The sequence below is a fragment of the Actinomycetospora flava genome (genome assembly GCF_037400335.1).
Taxonomy (GTDB): domain Bacteria; phylum Actinomycetota; class Actinomycetes; order Mycobacteriales; family Pseudonocardiaceae; genus Actinomycetospora; species Actinomycetospora flava.
In genome coordinates, this window is record NZ_JBBEGM010000003.1 from 302,297 (window position 1) to 321,335 (window position 19,039).

At 75.0% G+C, this 19,039-nt stretch carries 17 protein-coding genes and 1 tRNA gene; 9 read left to right on the forward strand and 9 right to left on the reverse strand.

Translation table 11 applies throughout. The annotated features are described in order from the left end of the window. Position 1: 1 nt before the first annotated feature. Together WCD58_RS11025 and WCD58_RS11030 are read right to left on the reverse strand one after the other, a co-directional pair. Positions 2 to 460 carry a hypothetical protein gene (locus WCD58_RS11025; protein ID WP_337702611.1) on the reverse strand — a complete coding sequence of 153 codons (459 nt, stop codon included), beginning with the start codon at positions 458 to 460 and terminating at the stop codon, positions 2 to 4. A gap of 66 nt (positions 461 to 526) precedes the next feature. Next, positions 527 to 1,723, reverse strand: coding sequence for an adenylate/guanylate cyclase domain-containing protein (locus tag WCD58_RS11030; protein ID WP_337702613.1), 1,197 nt, complete (start codon positions 1,721 to 1,723; stop codon positions 527 to 529). A gap of 146 nt (positions 1,724 to 1,869) precedes the next feature. On the opposite strand from WCD58_RS11030, the gene WCD58_RS11035 reads away from it, so the two are divergent. The 3 genes from WCD58_RS11035 to WCD58_RS11045 are packed head-to-tail and all read left to right on the forward strand — an operon-like array spanning position 1,870 to position 3,940. Next, entirely contained in the window at positions 1,870 to 2,781 is a 912-nt protein-coding gene (locus WCD58_RS11035) for a metallophosphoesterase family protein (protein ID WP_337702615.1), read from the forward strand. Further along, entirely contained in the window at positions 2,778 to 3,461 is a 684-nt protein-coding gene (locus tag WCD58_RS11040) for a 4'-phosphopantetheinyl transferase family protein (protein WP_337702617.1), read from the forward strand. The genes WCD58_RS11035 and WCD58_RS11040 overlap by 4 nt, the downstream gene beginning before the upstream one ends. Further along, positions 3,461 to 3,940 (forward strand): DnaJ family domain-containing protein, encoded by a 480-nt coding sequence (locus WCD58_RS11045; protein ID WP_337702619.1) that lies wholly within the window; start codon positions 3,461 to 3,463, stop codon positions 3,938 to 3,940. The genes WCD58_RS11040 and WCD58_RS11045 overlap by 1 nt, the downstream gene beginning before the upstream one ends. Here WCD58_RS11045 and WCD58_RS11050 read toward each other — a convergent pair. The 6 genes from WCD58_RS11050 to WCD58_RS11075 form a co-directional block, all read right to left on the reverse strand. Next, positions 3,937 to 6,699: an AAA family ATPase gene (locus WCD58_RS11050; RefSeq protein WP_337702621.1), complete on the reverse strand. Its 2,763-nt coding sequence runs from the start codon at positions 6,697 to 6,699 to the stop codon at positions 3,937 to 3,939. The genes WCD58_RS11045 and WCD58_RS11050 overlap by 4 nt on opposite strands. Further along, a complete protein-coding gene (locus WCD58_RS11055) occupies positions 6,696 to 7,856 on the reverse strand; it encodes a metallophosphoesterase family protein (RefSeq protein ID WP_337702623.1) in 1,161 nt (386 codons plus the stop codon). The genes WCD58_RS11050 and WCD58_RS11055 overlap by 4 nt, the downstream gene beginning before the upstream one ends. A 103-nt stretch (positions 7,857 to 7,959) precedes the next feature. Next, complete coding sequence (locus WCD58_RS11060; RefSeq protein ID WP_337702625.1) at positions 7,960 to 9,588, reverse strand: alkaline phosphatase D family protein; 1,629 nt, start codon at positions 9,586 to 9,588, stop codon at positions 7,960 to 7,962. Positions 9,589 to 9,638: 50 nt separating this feature from the next. Further along, on the reverse strand, positions 9,639 to 10,259 hold the full coding sequence (locus WCD58_RS11065) for a hypothetical protein (RefSeq protein WP_337702626.1): 621 nt from the start codon (positions 10,257 to 10,259) through the stop codon (positions 9,639 to 9,641). A gap of 52 nt (positions 10,260 to 10,311) precedes the next feature. Then, on the reverse strand, positions 10,312 to 10,452 hold the full coding sequence (locus WCD58_RS11070; protein ID WP_337702629.1) for a hypothetical protein: 141 nt from the start codon (positions 10,450 to 10,452) through the stop codon (positions 10,312 to 10,314). A 187-nt stretch (positions 10,453 to 10,639) separates the two neighbouring features. After that, complete coding sequence (locus WCD58_RS11075; RefSeq protein WP_133828170.1) at positions 10,640 to 10,831, reverse strand: hypothetical protein; 192 nt, start codon at positions 10,829 to 10,831, stop codon at positions 10,640 to 10,642. Positions 10,832 to 11,244: 413 nt separating this feature from the next. Between WCD58_RS11075 and WCD58_RS11080 the strand changes: the two genes are divergently transcribed. From WCD58_RS11080 to WCD58_RS11100, 5 genes are all read left to right on the forward strand, one after another. Further along, a tRNA-Ile gene (locus WCD58_RS11080) sits at positions 11,245 to 11,319 on the forward strand. A gap of 122 nt (positions 11,320 to 11,441) precedes the next feature. After that, a complete protein-coding gene (locus tag WCD58_RS11085; RefSeq protein ID WP_337702634.1) occupies positions 11,442 to 12,947 on the forward strand; it encodes a class I adenylate-forming enzyme family protein in 1,506 nt (501 codons plus the stop codon). Beyond that, entirely contained in the window at positions 12,928 to 13,557 is a 630-nt protein-coding gene (locus WCD58_RS11090) for an enoyl-CoA hydratase/isomerase family protein (protein ID WP_337702636.1), read from the forward strand. Before WCD58_RS11085 ends, WCD58_RS11090 begins: the two co-directional genes overlap by 20 nt. A gap of 6 nt (positions 13,558 to 13,563) precedes the next feature. Further along, the gene (locus WCD58_RS11095) at positions 13,564 to 13,719 is read left to right on the forward strand and encodes a hypothetical protein (protein WP_337702638.1); all 156 of its coding nucleotides are present in this window, start codon (positions 13,564 to 13,566) and stop codon (positions 13,717 to 13,719) included. 71 nt (positions 13,720 to 13,790) lie between these two features. Beyond that, positions 13,791 to 15,722 (forward strand): flavin-containing monooxygenase, encoded by a 1,932-nt coding sequence (locus WCD58_RS11100; protein WP_337702639.1) that lies wholly within the window; start codon positions 13,791 to 13,793, stop codon positions 15,720 to 15,722. Between the two features lie 12 nt (positions 15,723 to 15,734). Here the strand turns inward: WCD58_RS11100 and WCD58_RS11105 are convergent, their stop codons facing one another. Further along, complete coding sequence (locus tag WCD58_RS11105) at positions 15,735 to 17,537, reverse strand: flavin-containing monooxygenase (protein ID WP_337702641.1); 1,803 nt, start codon at positions 17,535 to 17,537, stop codon at positions 15,735 to 15,737. Between the two features lie 155 nt (positions 17,538 to 17,692). Between WCD58_RS11105 and WCD58_RS11110 the strand changes: the two genes are divergently transcribed. Continuing rightward, the gene (locus tag WCD58_RS11110) at positions 17,693 to 19,039 is read left to right on the forward strand and encodes an MFS transporter (RefSeq protein WP_337702643.1); all 1,347 of its coding nucleotides are present in this window, start codon (positions 17,693 to 17,695) and stop codon (positions 19,037 to 19,039) included.

Genomic DNA, 19,039 nt, shown 5'->3' on the forward strand with positions numbered 1-19,039 from the left:
CTCAGCCCGCCGCGGAGGCCAGGCTCGCGGTGAGCGGCAGGACGAAGTTCTGGTTCTGGCAGGCGTTGTCGGGGTTCCCGATCATCTTCGCCGTCAGCGTGTACGTCCCGGTGGTCCCGGGAGCGATGGTGCCCGCGGGGTTGGTCAGCCCGGCGGTCGTGACGGTGCCGGCCGGGCAGTTGCCGGCGGTGGCGTTGGAGCTCCCGGGCGAGATCGACGCCACGACGACGGGGTAGGCGTTGGGGTTGTTGACGGTCACCGTCGCCGTCGTGGTCGCGCCCGGGTACAGCCCGGCGGCGCCCGTCTGCGGGGAGATCACCGAGTTGACGGCCTGGGTCGAGCTCCCCTCGGCCGTCCCGGCGCCGCTGGAGAGCCACGCGGCGAGCGCGACGCCTGCGACGCAGGCCAGGGCGATTCCGCCCGCGACGGCGCCGAGGCGCCTCTTGGTCTGGGTTTCCACGGCGAACACTCCTTGTCCGACGCCGGCTGTTCTCCGACGTTCGGCCCAAGTAATGCGCCATTCGGCCTAATTGCTAATCGGCTTGTCCCGCTCATTCACCGCATCGATGGGCGCGCCGTTGCCGATGGACCCGGACGGGCGACGCTGTACGCGATACAGCCGTTGCGCTCCGCGGACACCCTTGAACTTGCGCGGGGCGGCGGCGCGGAAGAGGAACGGCGGCTCGCCGGGTGCCGCGGCGACCACCGCGTCGCGGACCGCGGCCGTGATCGTCACGTGGTCCGGCCGGGCGGTCTCGGTGACGCGGCTGGCGAGGTTGACCGGCGGCCCGAACCAGTCGCCCGCGTGCGGCACCCCGATGCCCTTGGCGACGCCGACGCGCAGCGCGGGGCGCCCGTCCCCCTCGCTCGACCACGCGTCGACGAGGTCGAGCGCCGCCGTCACGAGCAGGGTCGGGTCGGGCGACACGAGCATGACCGCGTCCCCGATCGTCTTGGCCAGGCGCACCGGCCACGCCGACACCTCGGTGGCACAGCCGGAGAGCATCTCGGCGACCTCACTGAGCTCCACCGCCGAGACCGTCTCGCCGAGGTCGGTGAAGCCGACGAGGTCGGCGAAGCAGACGGTGACCTCCTGCGCGCCCCGCAGCCGGCCCGCGCTCGATTCCTCGACGGCCAGCGCGTGCGAGCGGATGCGGTCGGCGAGCGCCGCGGCGACGAGGTGGACCAGGTGCAGCGAGTCGTCCTCGACGATCCGGCGTGCCTCGGTGGCGTAGCGCAGGGCCATCTCCGGCTCCGGCTCGCCGGGCCGCAGCAGCGCCTCGCCGAGCAGCCCGCCGAGGGCGTCGGCGATGTTGAGCACGCCGCGGCCGATGGCCCGGACGACGGGCATCATCTCCTCGTCGGTGAACCCGAGGCTGCGGTAGCGGTGGATCCGCTCGGCGATCTCGACGTCCTCGTCGGTGTAGATCGGCTCGTCGGGGTCCGGGGCGAGGGGCCGTCCGAGGGCCTGGAACCAGCGCCGCACGACCTCGATGTCGATGTCGGCGATCCGGCACACGTCGGTGAGGGAGTGGCCGTCCTCGGGCCGCAGGGTGCGCTCGAGCAGGAGGAGCCCGAGGCGGTCGCGCGCGATGGCGTCGCGCATGCTGGCGATGTCGACGCCGTCCGCCGCGAGCGACTCGAGGACGGACACGCGCGTGCGCCGCGCGTCGCCCGTGAGTCCCTCCAGCAGCCCGGCCCGCTCGTAGTCACCCTCCGCCATCACCGACCGGATCCGCGCCGGGAGGGGCAGCGATGTGCGGTGACGCGGCGGCACCGCTTCATCGTGCCAGTGGGGAAGGTCCCGGACATCTCGTGGCACCGCCGCCCGGATCCGTACCGTGGCGGCGAGGGAGACAGGGAGGACCCATGACTGGCGGCCCACGCCTGCTGGCCACGAGCGACCTGCACGTCAACCGCTCGGAGAACGAGGACATCGTCCGCGAGCTGCACCCGACCCACCCCGGCGACTGGCTGATCGTCGCGGGCGACGTCGGCGACCGCGTGGCCACCGTCGCGTGGGCACTGGAGATCCTGGCCGACCGCTTCGCGACGGTCGTCTGGGTGCCGGGCAACCACGAGCTGTGGACGCCGCCGGGTGACGAGGTCGACCTCGTCGGACCGGCCCGGTACGACCACCTCGTCGAGGTCGCGCGCGGTCTCGGCGTCCTCACGCCCGAGGACCCGTGGCCGGTGTGGGAGGGGGACGGCGGGCCGGCGCTCGTGTGCCCGATGTTCCTGCTCTACGACTACAGCGTCCGGCCGCCCTCGATCCCCGGCGACTGGTCGAACGAGGCGGCGCTCGAGGTCGCCCGCGAGGCCGGCGTGGTGTGCACCGACGAGGTGCTCATGTCGTCCGACCCGTTCCCCGACGCGGCCGCCTGGTGCGCCGACCGGCTCGCCCGCACCGAGGCCCGCCTCGCCGAGCGCCCGGCCGGGATGCCGACGGTGCTCGTCAACCACTGGCCGCTGACGCCGCACCCGACCCGCATCCTGCGCCACCCGGAGTTCGCGCTGTGGTGCGGCACGACCGCGACGGCGGACTGGCACCGGCGCCACGACGCCGCGGTCGTCGTGTACGGCCACCTCCACATCCCGCGCACGACCGTCGAGGACGGCGTGCGCTGCGAGGAGGTGTCGGTGGGCTACCCGCGCGAGTGGCAGCGCCACGGCCTGGTCCGCGGCGCGCTGCGGGAGATCCTTCCGGGCCCGGGCGGCGACGGCCCCGACCCCTTCACCGCCTGGGCGGCGGAGCAGCGCGCGCAGTGGGCGCGGACGTGACCACCGCGGGAGTGGCGGCGCTCGACACCGTCCTGCCCGGTGCCGTCGTCACCGCCGCGCGCACCGATGACGACCCGCAGGCCGTGCTCGCCCCGGAGGAGGAGCCGGCGGTGGCGAAGGCGGTGGCGTCGCGGCGGGCGGAGTTCACGACGGCGCGGGGGTGCGCGCGCGACGCGCTGGCCCGCCTCGGGGCACCGGCGGCCGCGATCCCGGTGGGGGAGAAGCGCGCGCCGGTGTGGCCCGACGGGGTCGTCGGCGCGATCACCCACTGTGCCGGCTTCCGCGGGGCCGCCGTGGCGTGGCGGGACGCCGTCCGCACGGTCGGCCTCGACGCGGAGCCGCACGTCGCCCTGCCCGACGGCGTGCTCGAGGCGGTGTCGGACCCGGGGGAGCGGGCGGCGCTCGCGTCGCTGGCCGCGTCCGCGCCGGACGTGCGGTGGGACAAGATCCTCTTCAGCGCCAAGGAGAGCGTCTACAAGGCGTGGTTCCCGCTGACCGGCGCCTGGCTGGGCTTCGAGGAGGCCGAGCTCGCGCCCGCGCCCGACGGGACGTTCCGCGCGTCGCTGCGGGTGCCGGGCCCGGTGGTGGACGGCGCGGAGCTGACCGGGTTCCGCGGCCGCTGGGTCGTGCGCGACGGGCTCGTGATCACCGCGATCGCCCTGCCCGCGCGGGAGGCCTGATGCGGAACGAGGCCTGGTGGGAGAGCTACGAGTCGGTGGTCGAGCAGCGCATCCGCGACGCCCAGGACGAGGGCAAGTTCGACGGTCTGCGCGGGTCCGGCCGCCCCCTGCCCGGTCGGAACCGCCCCTACGAGGAGAACTGGTGGCTGCGCTCGTACCTGGAGCGCGAAGGCATCCCCAACGACGTCCTGCTGCCCACCCCGCTGCGCCTGCGCCGCGAGGTCGAGCGGCTGCCCGAGACCGTCCGCGACCTGGAGACCGAGCGCGAGGTCCGCGACACCGTCGCCGCCGTGGCCGCGCGCGTCGCCCACTGGCTGCGCTTCCCCGACGGACCGCAGGTGGCGGTGCCGCTGCCGCGCACCGACGAGATCGTGGCGCGGTGGCGTTCGGAGCGGCCGGCCGCGGCGTCGGCGCCGGACCTGCCCACGGCGGGCGGGCGACGGTCGTGGTGGCGCCGGTGGCGGCGCTCGGGGACCTAGCCGGCGCGCGGGGCGCGCGGCAGGTCGACGACCGTGCCGGGCGCCTGGAGCGGGGCGTCGTCGACGGGCCCTGCATCCCGGTCGCGGTCCCCGGGGCGGCGCGACGGGGCCAGCGGAACGACGGTGGCGGCGCCGATGCCGTGGTAGCGCTCGGGGGTGCAGGTCAGCACGATCACCTGGGCGGCGCCCTCGGCGGCCGTGGCCGCGGTGAACACCGCGCCGAGGCGTGATAGGCGCGCCGGGTCGGTGTGGCCGAGCGCGTCGTCGATGACCACCGGCACCCCGTCCGACGGGTCGACGAGCGCGGCGCACGCCAGCCGCGCGCACAGGCCGAGCTGCTCCTGCGCGCCACTGGACAGGGCGGCGAACGCGACCGTGACGCCGTCGAGGGTGCGGTGGGTGATCCGCAGGTCCTCGTCGATCTCGAGGGACAGCGACGCCCCGAAGACGATGCGCGCCAGCCGCTCCACCTGGGCGCGGAACGGCGCGACGTAGGAGCGGCGCACCCGCTCGCGGTGGCGGGCGAGCGTGTCGTGCAGGCGCTGGGCGGCGGCGGCGCGGCGGGCGATGCGATCGTGGTCGCGGCCCGCGGCCTCGAGCTCGGTGGCCGCGGCGGCGTGCTGGTCGTGCCAGCCCTCGAGGCCGGCGGCCTGCAGGCGTCCGGTGGTCTCGGCGTGCTCGCGCTCCAGGCGCGCGGCCTCGCCGGCGAGGCGCTCGTCGACGGCGCGGGCGTTGACCACGCGCGCCTCGACGGTGTCCGGGTCGTCGTCCGCGAGCGCCGCGGCCAGGGCCTCGTGCTCGCGCTCGGCGTCGCGGGCGGTGGCGAGCCGCTCGTCGGCGGCGGCCGCGAGGTCGGCGTCCGGCTCCGCCTCGCGGGCGGCGCGCAGCTCCTCGGCGCGGCGGTCGTGGGCGTGGCGGGCGTCGGCGGCGCGCTCGGCGAGCACGGCGGCGCGGGTGTCGGCGTCGCGGACCGCGTCCTCGGCGACCCGGCACGCCGCGGCGGCCTCGTCGGCCCGGCGGGCGGCCGCGTCGGCGGCGTCGCGCGCGGTGTCGGCCTCGCGACGCAGGGCGGGGACGTCCGCGGCCGGGGCGGGCTCGATGCTGGTGAAGAGGTCGGCGGGCCCGTCGAGGCGGTCCTGCACCGCGTGGTGGGCGGCGCGCAGGGCGGCGGCGTCGCCGTGCCCGGCGAGCTCGCGGGTGAGCGCCGCGCGGTGCTCGTCGGCCCGGCGCGCGGCGTCGTCGGCGCGCCGGCGGGCGACCCGGGCGGCCTCGAGGTCGGCGACACCGAGCTCCTCGCACCGGCCGGCGAGCTCCCGCGCGCGGTCGCGCACCGCGTCGTCGCGGCCGGCCTCGTCGAGCCCGGGGCGCACGCGCACGTCGAGCACGCCGGGCAGCGATACCGCCCGCGCCGCCGCCACCGGCAGCGTGCGCGTCTCGCCGGGCGCGAGCACCACGGTCTCGCCGTCGACCTCCAGCGTCAGCTCTGCCGGCGCCGTCAGCTCCACCCGCGCGGCGGCGGCGTCCCGTGCGGCCTCGGCGCGCAGCAGGTCGCGGGCGAGGTCCTCGAGGTCGGCGAGGTCGTCGGTGCCGACGGTGGTCGCGGCCAGCACCCGCTCGGCGGCCGCCAGCCCGGCCTCGGCCTCCTCGACGCGGCGCACCCGCTCGGCGAGGTCCGCGAGCTCCGCGCGGTCGCGCGCGGCGGACACGGCGCGGGCGGCGTCGTCCGCGCGCCGCCGGGCCGCGGTCGCCTCCTCGCAGGCGGCGGCGTCGGCGGTCCGCCGGGCCGCGCGCTCCTCGCGGGCGGCAGTGTGCTCGCCGTCGTGGGCGGCGAGCGCCGCGTCGGCCTGCGCGACCGCCTCGGCGTCGGTGTCGAGCGCGCCCACCAGCGCGTCGCGGGCCGCCCGGCGCTCACCGGCGGTCTGCGCGCGCTCGCGGGCGAGCACGGCGCGCCCGCGCGCGGTCTCGACCTCGCGCAGCCGCGACTGCAGTCCCGCCCACCGGTCCTCGAGCTCGGCCACCTCCGCGTGGTGCGCGCGCCGGCGCTCGCGCACCGAGGCGGCGTCGGCGTCGAGACGGTCGCGGGCGGCGACGTCGCGCTCGACCGCCTCGAGCGCGGCCCGGCAGCGGTCCTCCTCGGCCTCGGCGTCGGCGAGGCGCACCTCGGCGGCGCGCAGCTCGCCGGTGGCCCGACCGCTCGGGGTGCGGTAGCGGCGCAGCTCCTCGACCGCCCGCTCGACCAGACCGTCGTCGGCGGTGGGGTCCGGGCGGGCGGCGCCCGACGCGACGCGGTCCAGCGCGCGGGTCAGGGCGTCCTGACCGCCGAGGTCGGCCTGCCCGACGGCGGTGTGCTGCTCCACGCGCAGCCCGCGCCAGAGCACGCGGTCCATCGTCTCGTCGAGGATCGCCGACACCCGCGCGTGCGCGTCGGCGCCCGTGAGCTGCTCGGGGGCGGGGGCGATGACGTGCAGCTCGGTGCGCGGGCGGCGCAGCCAGCGCTTGCGGTAGACGAAGCGGTACGGGCCGGTGGAGACCTCCGCCTCCACCTCCGGGCCCGCGTCGACGCCGGCGGGCTGGGCGGCGCGGATCTCGGCCCGGCGTGAGGAGTCGGCCGCGTCGAAGAGCAGGTCGAGCGCGGCGACCGTGGACGTCTTGCCGACCTCGTTGTCGCCCTGCAGCACGGTGACCCCGCGCTCGGCGAGCGTGACCTCGCGGTCGTGCACACCGCGGAAGTCGCGCAGGCGGATGCGGTGCAGCCTCATCGCTCGCTCCCGACCAGCCGGTGCAGCAGGCGCAGGGCGTCGCGGGCCTCGTCGTCGGCCTCCCCGGCGGCGGCGAACAGCTCGCTCGCGGCGTCCGCGGCGAACCCGTGCAGGTCGAGGTCGTGCAGGTCGGCGTCGTCGGGGACGGTCGCGAGGTCGGAGTGCTGCGCGAGGACCTCCACCGCGGCGAAGGCGTGGTCGTGGCCCGCGAGGAGGTCGTCGAGCCGGCTGCGCTGGCGCAGCGACAGCGTGCCCACGAGCGCCAGGCGCACCGCCACCCGCTCCTTGTCGGGCCGGCCGGCGAGCCAGGCGTCGAGGGCGTCGAGGTCGTCGTCGGTGTCGAGACGCGCGTCGTGGCGGACGAACCGCCAGCGCCCCACCGGCTCGACGGCGACCTGCGCGGCGTGCTCCTCGAGGTCGACCACCAGGACGTTGCCGGGGTCGACCTCGTCGAAGTCGGTGACCTCCGGCGTGCCGGCGTGGCGGATGCGGTCGTCGCGGTCGTCGGCCCAGGTGGAGTGCCGGTCGCCGAGCGCGACGTAGTGCACGCGGCCGTCGGCCAGCGCGGCGAGCACGCCGTCGCGGCGGATGCGGGCGGGCTCGTCGTCGTCGGGGTCGAGCACGTCGAGCTCGCCGTGCCCGGCCAGCACCCGCAGCGTGCCCGGGGGAGCGGGCTCGAGGGCGGCGAGCTGCTCGCCGACGAGGTCGGTGAGCGGGTGCTTGGAGCGCCACGGGGCCGCGACGACCTCGACGCCGGGCGCGACCTCGTGCACCCCCGGTGTGTCCAGCACCGTCACGTGCGGGGGGCACCGGCGGGCGAGATCGGGCCGGCGCAGCACGCAGGCGGCGTCGGCGGGGTCGTGGTTGCCGGGCAGGAGCAGGACCGGGGTGCGGAACGACGCGAGCGCCTCGCAGGCGCGGGCGACGACGTCGGGGCCCACGAGGTTGGACTCGAACACGTCGCCGCAGACCAGCACGAACGCCGCCCCGCGCTCGTCGGCGAGGCGACCGAGTGCCGACACGGCGTCGAGCCGCGCCTGCGCGAACCGGGCCTGGGCCTCGCCGGTCAGCCCGCCGGCGGCCTCCTTGGGCGGGCGGGCCCCCAGGACCCGCCGGGTCATGCCGAGCTGCCAGTCGGCCGTGTGCACGAACCGCACGCGCGCCTCCCTCCGCAACCCGACCCTTGACCGTAGAACGACCCCGCCGCCCGCACGGGCAGCGACACGGGGTTCGACGCAGCAGCCCCCCGATCGGTTCCCCTCAGGTCAGCGGGAGTTCGGCGACCGCTTCGAGGCCGCCGCGGGCGCCGGAGCGTTCCACGCGCAGGCGGGCGTCGCGCCCGGTGACCTCGAGCGTCGAGACCGCGTTGCCGAACCACGGTCCGCCGATCGCCGACCAGTCCAGGGGCAGCTCCCCGAGGCCCGCCGCGCGCGACACCCGCGAGAGCGCGCCGGTGAGGCGCCGCCACCACCCGAGCGCGAAGACGTACTCCATGAACCACGGGACGCCGTTGCGCACCGGCGAGCAGGTCAGCTGGTAGACCCGCGAGCGGGTGGGGGACGGCCAGCGCGCCTCGGCGGCGTAGCTGTGGTGGACGTCGCCGGAGAGCACGCAGACCGTCGCGGGGGCCGACGGACCCGAGGCGACGCCGCGGATGAGGTCGGCGAGGCGGTCGAACGACGCGCGGAAGGCCGGCCAGTGCTCGAGGTCGACGGCCTGGCGGACGGTCTCGGCGAGGCGGCTGCCCCGCGCGGCGGCCCACTCGTCGAGCGACTGGACGTGGCTGACCGCCGGCGGCATCAGCCACGGGATCGACGACCCGAGCAGCAGGTGGTCGACCTCCCCGTCGTCGGCGCTCTCCTCGATCCAGGCGAACGAGTGGTCGTTGATCATGAGACGGTCGTCCTCGTTGAGCACCCGCGCGCACCTCGTGTCGACCATGAGCAGCCGCGTCCGGCCGAGGTCCCAGCGGTAGCTCCACCGCACGCCCGTGGGGTGCCCGACCTCGGCGTCGGCGCGCGCGGCGAAGTCGGCGAGCAGCTCGTAGACGTCGCCGTCGGCCTCCCGGACCTTGCGGTAGAGCGGGTCGGCGTCGCGGGTCTCCGGGTCGAGGTTGCCCAGGTGCTGGTAGACCCAGTACGACGCGAGCCCCGCCCGGATGCGCTGCGGCCACCACGGCTTCGACGCCATCTCGTCGCGCCAGACCTGCGAGGTGTTCCAGTCGTCGCGGACGTCGTGGTCGTCGAAGATCATCGCGGTGGGCACCGTCGAGAGCAGCCACCGCAGCTCCCGGTCGCTCCACGACTCGCTGTAGAGGTGGGAGTACTCGCCGAAGTCCGCGATCTCGAGCCCCGGCCCGTCGGGGTCGTCGGGGTCGCGGTTCGCGCGGATCCACCGCTCTGTCCGCGGGGTGATCTCGTCGGCGTAGACCTGGTCGCCCAGCAGGCACAGCGTGTCGGGCAGCACCGTCGCGGGGTCGTCGGCGCCGGCGACCTCGTCCATCAGCCGCGTGGCGAAGGCGTCGAGCGCGTCGATCCCGAGGGAGGCCTCGAGGTCGGGGTCGTCGGTCGGGGGGTAGCGGCACGAGCCGAAGACGAACCGCAGGCGCGCCGTGCCGTCCTCGGTCCGCGTGCGCAGGTAGCTCGGCGGCGTCCCGGTGCCCTCCAGCGGCCAGACGAGCTCGCCGTCGAGGCGCACCTCGTAGGGCAGGCAGCTCCCCGGCTCCAGCCCCTCGACGACGACGAGCGCGTAGTGCTGCCCGCACACCTGGAACGTCGGTGCGCTCACCCCGAGCACCTCGACGGTGCAGCTCGCGCTGGTCTCCACCCAGATCGTCGCCGTGGTGGTGCCGACGTGGCGAAGCAGGGGCCCGAGCTCCAGGGAGGTCACGTGTCCTCCCTACCCGAACCGCGACCCCGCGCCACGCGGGGGCCGCGTCGTCAGTCCGAGCGGTGGGTCAACTGCTCCAGGCGGGACTGCACCTGGTCGAGGCGCGCCTGCAGGAGCGCCACCTCGGCGCTGAGCAGCGGCACGAGCGTCGCGTCGTCGACCTCCGCGCCCACGCCCGCGAGCGGGTCCTCCAGGCCGTCCCCGGCCTCCTCGGCGCGCACCGGCACGTTCCCGCAGAGCACGCCGAACGCCTCCGGGGTGACGACGGGCCGCGGGCCCGCGCACAGCCCGCACACCGGGTGCAGGCGCCGCCACCCCACGACGCCCGGGCCGCCGTCGGCCAGCGCCGTCGCCGGACGGCCGCAGCCGCAGCGGCCCAGGCGCACCGAGCGGACGGTCTGGCGCGCGTAGCGCAGGCCGAGCTCGTAGCGGACGAACCGGCCCGACGCCGCGATCTCGAGGAGCACGCAGTGCTGGTACTGCGGGTCGCACGCGAGGTCGCGGGCGTCGGACAGTGCGTGGAAGCAGTAGAACCCGCAGTCGCACCACGACGACGGGCACCGGTGGCGCGGGCTCTGGATGCACACCGCGTCGGCGACCGCGCCGTAGACCTGCGAGCGGCCCAGTGCGACGCCGTTGAACCCTCCGCGACGCGAGTCCGCGGAGATCATCGGGTACGCGATCTTGTACCCGGTGAGCGGCCCTTCCGGCCGCGGGCGGTGTCTACCGATCGACCAGCTGCTCGGCCGGCTCACGGTGCTCCGTGGTGGTCTCCCGCTCGACCTCCTCCTCGCCCCGCGGCGTCTCGGGTGGGGCGGGCGGGTCCTCGGCGATGCCGGCGGAGAGTCGACGTCCCAGGCGCATGGCGGCCTCCGAGCGGTCCGTGTGAGATCGGTGTTCCCCAGGGTCGTCGGCGAACCGCGCGCTGTCCAGGGCTGCCGGTGGAGCGGACGCGCGGAGGGCCCGGGTCGGCGTCGACCCGGGCCCTCGCGGAAGCTGCTGTGGGGAGCGGCTGTCGTGCTGGTCCTGCTGGTGGTGCTGGTCGTGCTGCCTACTCGGCGGCCTCGAGGCCCAGGTCGTCGAGGACCGCGCCGACCTCGGCCTCGGTGGCCGCCACGTCCTTGTCGAGCTGGTGGGCGTACGGCGCGAGCTCGACCGCGTTGGCGGCCGGGGCGGCGAAGCCGGTGACGGCCGCGGGAACGGCGACGGCGGCGAACGCGAGGCGCATCGTGCTCTTCTTCATGGGGGTCCTTCCCGATCAGGACGGGGACTGTCCGCGCCAGGTTTGACCCGGACGGCGGAACCATCGCCGTCCTTCGCCTGCCGATTCAACTCAGAACGGCCCATTTCGGGACTCGGTAACGAGATCATCACGAAGCGTCGCGGGGCTTCGTGACCACGCGACGCCGTCCGTGCATGTCAAGGGCCTCTCAGGTTGCCCTCAGGTAGATCTCGGTGAGGTCACGGCGACGTCACGGGGGGTAACTCAGCCGTCACGACCCCGGGCAAGATCTGGATTCGTGGGGCGGACGCTCCGCTCAGCGGGACATGCGCTCCCGAAACCCGGATCTCGTCCCGAGCACCGCGGGGGCGACCCACCCGGTGTCGTACGCTTCGCCCGGTCGTGAACGCCCGCCGGGAGTGCACGGCACCCGGGGGGCAGTAGCTCAGCTGGTCAGAGCAGCGGACTCATAATCCGTCAGGTCGTCGGTTCGAGCCCGACCTGCCCCACTCCTCGCCGTTGCCCGCGACCTCGTCAGCGAGCGCGTTGACGCGTTCCCCGCGCGCTCACTAGGCTCCGATCCGTCAACGCCAGCGATGACGGAGTCGGTGCGATGCAACGGAACTCGCGGATGGCCGACTGGATCCGCATCCACGCGCGGAACGTCCCGCACCGGCCCTGCCTGGTCACCGGGACCGGGGCGCGGACGTTCGCCGAGGTGAACGGCCGCGTCAACCGGGTGGCCGGGGAGCTGGCCGGCCTCGGCGTCAGCAAGGGCGACCGCGTCGCCCTGTTCGCGACCGACTCCGCCGACTACGTCGAGACGCTGCTCGCGTGCCTCAAGCTCGGCGCCGTCTACGTCCCGCTGAACTTCCGGCTGGCGCTGCCCGAGCTCCAGGCTCTGCTGCGGACCGCGGAGGCGAAGGTCCTGTTCTTCAGTGCCCGGTACGCCGAGGCGGCGCGGGCGCTCGACGTGCCCGGGCTGGTGGCGACGATCTGCTACGACGCGCCGGCGGGGGACCGGAGCTACGCCGACCTGCTCGAGCGCGGCGCGGACGTCGAGATCGACGTCGAGATCGACGACGCGGACACCGTGTGCCTCGCCTTCACCAGCGGGACGACGGCCCTGCCCAAGGGGGTCGTGCACTCGCAGCGCATGGTCAAGCACCTCGTCGTGCAGTGCCTGATCGACCGGCGGATGACGAGCACGACCGTGCACTACACGGCCTCGCCGTTGTTCCACGTCGGCGGGATGAACTACGTGCTCGCCGGCATCGCGCGCGGCCACGCCTCGCTGATCCTGCCCGCCTTCGACCCGCCGACGGTGGCGCGCTGGATGGCGTCGGGGGAGCTCTCGGACGTCTTCCTCGTGCCCACCATGATCGCGATGCTGCTCGAGCAGGAGGCCGTGCGCACCGGCGACCTCTCGGCGGTCCGGTCGATCGGCTACGGCGGGTCGCCGATGTCGCCGGCGCTGCTGCGCCGGGCCATGGCGGTGTTCGACTGCGACTTCCTCAACATGTTCGGCAGCACCGAGGGCGGGTGCTCCGCGAGCCTCACCCCGGAGGACCACCGGCTCGCCCTCGACGGCCACGAGCACCTGCTCGGCTCGATCGGGCGCGCCGTGACGGGGGTGGACCTGCGGGTGTGCGACGACGACATGCGCGAGGTCGCCGACGGCGAGGTCGGCGAGCTCGTCTTCCGCGCCGACGCCACCATGGACGGCTACCTGGGGCAGCCCGACGCGACGGACGAGGTGCTCGCCGACGGGTGGCTCCGCACCGGCGACCTGGCCTGCCGCGACGGCGAGGGCTACCTGTACCTGGCCGGGCGCAAGAAGGACATGATCATCCGGGGCGGGGAGAACGTCTACCCCGTCGAGATCGAGGACGTGCTCGGCGAGCACCCGGCGCTCCGGGAGGTCGCGGTGGTCGGCGTCCCCGACGAGCACTGGGGCGAGGTCGTGCGCGCCCACGTCGTCGTCGGTCCCGGCGCGCGCTTCGACGAGGACGAGGTGCGGGCCCACTGCCGGGCCCGGCTGGCGGGCTTCAAGGTGCCGGCGCGCTTCGTCGTCCACGACGACCTGCCGCGCAACGCCGCGGGCAAGGTGCTCAAGCGTGAGCTCCGCCGGCAGTAGCGCCGTGCTCGACCAGCAGGAGTTCAGTCGCATCCGGGTGGCCGTGGACGACGGCGTCGCGACGCTCACGCTCGACCGCCCGGAGCACGGGAACGCCGTCGACGACGCGATGCACTCGGAGCTGACGCGGCTGTTCGTGCGCGCCCGCGCCGACGAGCGGGTCCGTGCGGTCGTGCTCACCGGGGCGGGCGACACCTTCTGCCGCGGGGGCGACAGCAGCGCGTCGCGGACCTTCACCACGCTGACCGGGCTCACCCCCGTGCAGGAGGCGCGGATGATCGTCGAGACCCTGCTCGACCTCGAGAAACCCGTGGTCGCAGCCGTCAACGGCGACGCCCTCGGGCTGGGTGCCGTGCTCGCGACGCTCGCCGACGCCGCGGTCGTCGCCCGCCGCGCGCACCTCGGCGACCGGCACGTCGCCGGCGGGGTGACCGCGGGCAACGGCAGCGCGGCGCTCTGGCCGGCGATCATCGGGGTCAACCGCGCGAAACGCCTGCTCCTCGGCGCCGAGGTACTCACCGCCGAGGAGGCCGTCGCGGTCGGTCTGGCCACCGAGGTCGCCGACGACCCGGCGGTGCTCGCCACGGCGACCGCCCTGGCCCGGCGGTGAGCGGCGATGCCGCCCTTCGCCCTGCAGAGCACCAAGCGGGTGCTGAACCTCCACCTCAAGGACGCGGCGGCGCGGGCCCTCGACCACGGCCTCGCCCTCGAGGAGCAGGCCCTGCACGGCGTCGAGTTCGCGGCGGTGCTGGCCCGGCGGCGTCGCCCGTGAGACCGACTTGTCAGCGTCAACGTTGACGCATACTCTCGGGTCGCTGCCCGTCGGCGACGAAAGGACGACCCATGGATGCCGGCGCCCCGGTCGACGAGGCGGTCGCGATCGCCAACATCCCCTCGCTCCTCCCGATGCTCGTGCAGCTCGGCGGGGACGAGCGGTGGCTCGAGGCGCCCTACCGCCCCACCCGCGCCCGCGGGATGAGCGACCACGACGACGCCGGGCTCCCGCCCGAGGTGCAGCAGGAGATCCGCGACGCCGCCGCGGACGCGATCACCGCCTGGCTCGGCGGGCGCCCGCCCGCGATCCCCGAGCCCTCCGAGGCCCTGCTCGTGCGCATGCTGTCGGTGTCGATGGCCCAGGACGTCCCCGCCGAGTACGGGCCGATGCTGCGCCAGGTCTTCGGGCTCCCGGCCGAGCAGGACGCCGACCGGCCGGCGCCCGCCGACGCGGTGCCGCCGCCGGGGTTCCGCGCGATCGTCGTCGGGGCGGGGGCCTCGGGCATCGCGATCGGCGTCGAGCTGGCCCGGCTGGGGGTCGAGTACACGATCCTCGAGAAGGCCGACGCGGTCGGTGGCACGTGGTGGCGCAACCGGTACCCGGGCTGCGGGGTCGACACCCCGAGCCACCTCTACAGCTACTCGTTCTACGACACCTACGACTGGCCGGCGTACTTCTCGCTGCGCGACACCCTCCACGACTACTTCGAGTCGGCCGCCACCGATCTCGGCGTCCGCCCCCGCGTCCGGCTGCGCACCGAGGTGCTCGCCGCACAGTGGGACGAGCCCGCGCAGTCCTGGGAGGTCGACGTGCGGGGCGCGGACGGCGCGGCGCGGACCCTGCGCGCCGACGTCCTGATCAGCGCGGTCGGCGCGTTCGCCCGCCCGGTGTGGCCGGACGTCCCCGGGCTCGACACCTTCGCCGGCGAGCGCGCGCACACCGGGGACTGGCCCGAGGACCTCGACGTCACCGGCAAGCGCGTGGCCGTGATCGGCAACGGGGCGAGCGCGATGCAGGTGGTGCCGGCGATCGTGCGCGACGCCGCGGAGGTCCACGTCTACCAGCGCTCGCCGCAGTGGATCGTGCCGTTCGAGAAGTTCCAGACGCCCGTGCCGGACCCGCTGCGGTGGCTGCTGACGACCGTCCCGCTCTACCGCCTGTGGTACCGGCTGCGGCTGTTCTGGAACTTCAACGACAAGCTCCACCCGACGCTGCAGCGCGACCCCGCGTGGCCCCACCCGGAGCGGTCGCTCAACGAGGTCAACGACCGCCACCGCGAGTTCTTCACCCGGTACATCGAGGGCGAGCTCGGCGACCGGCAGGACCTGCTGCCGAAGGTCCTGCCGACCTACCCGCCGTACGGCAAGCGGATGCTGTTCGACAACGGCTGGTACCGCGCGCTGCGCCGCGACGACGTCACGCTCGCGGCGGACGGCGCCGCGGAGGTGCGCCCCCACGCGGTCGTCGCGGGCGACGGCGTCGAGCGCGAGGTCGACGTGCTGGTCGCCGCGACCGGCTTCGACGTGGTGCGCTTCCTGGGCTCGATGGAGGTCCGCGGCCGCTCGGGCCGCACGATCCGCGAGATCTGGGACGACGACGACGCCCAGGCCTACCTGGGCACGGTCGTGCCCGACCTGCCGAACTTCTTCTGCCTCTACGGCCCGAACCTCCAGCCCGGCCACGGCGGGAGCTTCATCGTGGTCCTCGAGCAGCAGACCGGCTACGTGCGCCGGATGCTCGAGGAGATGTTCCGCGCGGGCGCCGGGAGCATCGAGTGCCGCCGCGACGTCCACGACGCCTACAACGCCGAGGTGGACGCGGCCCACGCGTCGATGGTGTGGACCCATCCCGGGATGTCGACCTACTACCGCAACGCGCGGGGCCGGGTCACCGTCAACAGCCCGTTCCGCAACGTCGACTTCCACCACTTCATGCGCGCCTCGGGGCTCGACGACTACGTGGTCGAGCCCCGGCGGGGGAGCGCGGCCGAGGTGGCCTGAGGCGGTCCCGGCTCAGCCGAGCTCCAGGCCCGGCAGGGAGCCCTCGTCGCGCCACGCCCGCAGGAGGTCGAAGAACTCGAGCACCGGCAGGGGATGGTTCGACGAGGCCAGGGCCCGCCGGGACAGGTCGCCCTCGGCGTTGAAGCGGTTCGGCGTGCACGACTCGAGGAACTCGGCGTTGTCCCGGGCGTGCGCGACGCACTCCGCGACCCACTTCTCCTCCGCGTCGGCCTCGACGTCGAAGCAGCGCGCCCCGAGCTCGCGCGTGCGGGCCGCGACGCCCGCCGCGTGCAGCGCGTTCTCGTCGAGCGTGTAGAGCACGTTGAGCGTCACGGAGGACTGCATGTTCCCGCCCGGGATCATGAACAGGTTCGGGAAGCCGCGGCTCATGAGCCCGTGCAGGGTCGAGAACCGCGTCGCGTACTTCTCCGAGATCCGCAGCCCGTCCCGCCCCATGATGTCGAACCCGGTCTTCTCGGTGTAGGGCGTGCCGTAGGTGAAGCCGGTCGCGAACACGAGGCAGTCCAGCGGGTGCTCGACGCCGTCGACGACGACCCCGGCCTCGGAGAAGCGCTCGATGCCCTGCCCGCCGGTGTCGACCAGCGTCGTGTCGGGCCGGTTGAAGGTGGCGAGGTACTCGTCGTGGAACACCGGGCGGGTGCAGAAGTACGCGTACCAGGGCTTGAGCGCCTCGGCGGTGACGGGATCGTGGACCGCGGCGTCGACGCGGGCCCGCAGCGCCTCCATGTGCAGCAGGTTGCCCCGCCGCGCGGCGGCCGCGGCGTCCTCGTCGTCGCGGGGGACCGGGGCCGCCTGGTGGTAGTCGGTCCAGCCGTCGCGGACGAGGTCCACGGGCTGGCGCCGGCCGGACACGATGGCGGTGAAGTTCCGGATCCGCTCCCGCTGCCACCCCGGCTCCAGGCCCGCGAGGGCGTCCGGGTCGAGGGGGCGGTTGGCGCGGACGCCGACCGTCGACGGCGTGCGCTGGAAGACGACGAGGTGCCCGGCGGCGCGCGCCAGCGGCGGCACGACCTGGGCCGCGGTGGCCCCGGTGCCGATGACGCCGACGCGCTTGCGGGCGAGCCCGCCGAGGTCGGGGCCGGTGTAGGCGTGGTCCCACCGGCTGGTGTGGAACGAGTGCCCGCGGAAGTCCCCGAGACCGGGGATCGCCGGGATGCGCACGCGGTTGAAGTTGCCGTCGGCGATCATCACGAACGGCGAGGCGATCTCGTCGCCCCGGTCGGTGGTGGTCACCCAGTGCGCGGTGTCCTCGTCCCACCGCAGCCCGGTCACGGTGGTGTGGAACAGCGCGAGGTCGTCGAGGCCGTGGGACGCGGCCAGTCGCCGGGCGTACGCGCGGATCTCGGAGGAGCCCGCGTACCGGTCGCGGGGCACGTAGCCCGTCTCCTCGAGCAGCGGGAGGTAGGTCAGGGAGTCGACGTCGCACATGGCGCCCGGGTAGCGGTTCCAGTACCAGACCCCGCCGACGTCGCCGGCGGTGTCGATCAGCCGGATGCGGGTGAAGCCCACCTCGCGGAACCGGATCGCGGTGAGCAGGCCCCCGAACCCCGCCCCGACGACGACCAGCTCGACCGTGTCCGCGACGGGCGCGCGCGGCTCGGGCGCGGAGAAGGGGTCGGCGGCGTAGCGCGCCCGGTCGCCGCTGAGGTCGACGAAGGCAGCCCGGTCGTCGTCGACGCGCCGGGCCCGCTCCTCGCGGTACCGGCGCCCGAGCGCCTCGAGGTCGACGCCGTCGAGATCGACGCCCGCGGAGGCGACGAAGTCCATCGCCTCGAACCCCTGCTCGTCCGCCATGCCGGCACTCCTCACCTCGGCGCTCCGACCGCAAGGTCGCAGACTCGCGACGCCGTAGTCAACGTCAACGTAGACGCCGTATCCGTTCTTGACTTGACCTTGACTTCCCGCCACAGTTTCAACGTCTACGTTGTTGTTGACGAGAGAAGAGCGCCATGTCGACTGCCGAGGCACCGGCTCCGCAGAGCCACCAGTCAGCGCGCCGGGCGGGGACCGCCGGGATGCTCGGGACGATGATCGAGGCGTACGACTTCGCCATCTACACCTACCTGGTGGTGTTCACGGCGCCGCTGTTCTTCCCGGCCGACAACCCGGCGACCGGCGTGCTGGCCGCGCTGCTCGCCCTCGGCGCCGGCTTCCTCGCGCGGCCGGTGGGCGGGCTGTTCTTCGGGCGCCTCGGCGACCGGCGCGGGCGGCGCTTCACCCTCATCGCCACGGTGGTGACGATGGGGACGGCGACGTTCGTCATCGGTCTGCTGCCGACCTACGCGACCATCGGCGTCCTCGCGCCCGTCCTGCTGGTGCTCCTGCGCCTCGTGCAGGGCTTCTCGGCGGGCGGCGAGCTGATGGGCTCGGCGACGTTCGTGACCGAGCACGGCACCCGGCGCAACTACGGTTTCCTCGCCTCCATCACGCCGCTGGGCAACGCCCTCGGCGCGGCGCTGGCCCCGGCCGTCGTCGGTGTGGTCACGCTGGTCATCGCCGACGACGTCATGGGCGCCTGGGGCTGGCGCATCCCGCTGCTGCTCTCGCTGCCGCTGACCGTGCTGGTGCTCGTCCTGCGCACCCGGCTCGACGACTCCCCGGAGTTCAAGCGCAACGCCGCGCGCGAGGAGACGTCGTCGAAGACCCCGGTCCGCGACATCGTCCGGCAGCACCCGCTCGCCCTCGGCCGGGTCGTCGTGCTCGCCGCGTCGGTGCTGTTCATCGGGTACTTCGCGTCCGCCTACCTGCCGATCTACCTGCAGACCGCGGGCGGGCTGGCCCCCGGCGAGGCCGCGCGCTTCGCGTCGGTGGGCATGCTCAGCGCCATGCCCTGCATGCTGCTCACCGGCAAGCTCGTCGACCGCTGGGGCCGGCAGCGGGTGCAGATCGTGCTGCTCGTGCTCGCCGCCGTCGTGGTGTTCCCGATGATGTCCGCGGTCGGTGCGGAGGGCGGTGCGGGCGCGCTCGGCGTGATCGGCTTCATCGCCTTCGTCTGCATCGGCGGGGCGGTCGCCGTCCCGGCCTTCGCGTCCTTCACCGCCTCGTTCCCGACCCGCGTGCGCTACACCGGCGCGGCGCTCGGCTACGGGCTCGGCGGGGCCCTCGGCGCCGGGTTCGGGCCCTACCTCTCCGCGCTGAGCGCCGAGGTGACGGGGAGCCGCTTCGCCCCGGCGGTCCTGCTGCTCGTCGTCGCCGCGGTCGGGGTGGCGATCGCCGCGACGATGCGGGACACGGCGACCGCCGCCGAGCCGGCCCCGACGCCGGCGGTCGCCGACCCCGACGTCACCCCGGCCTGA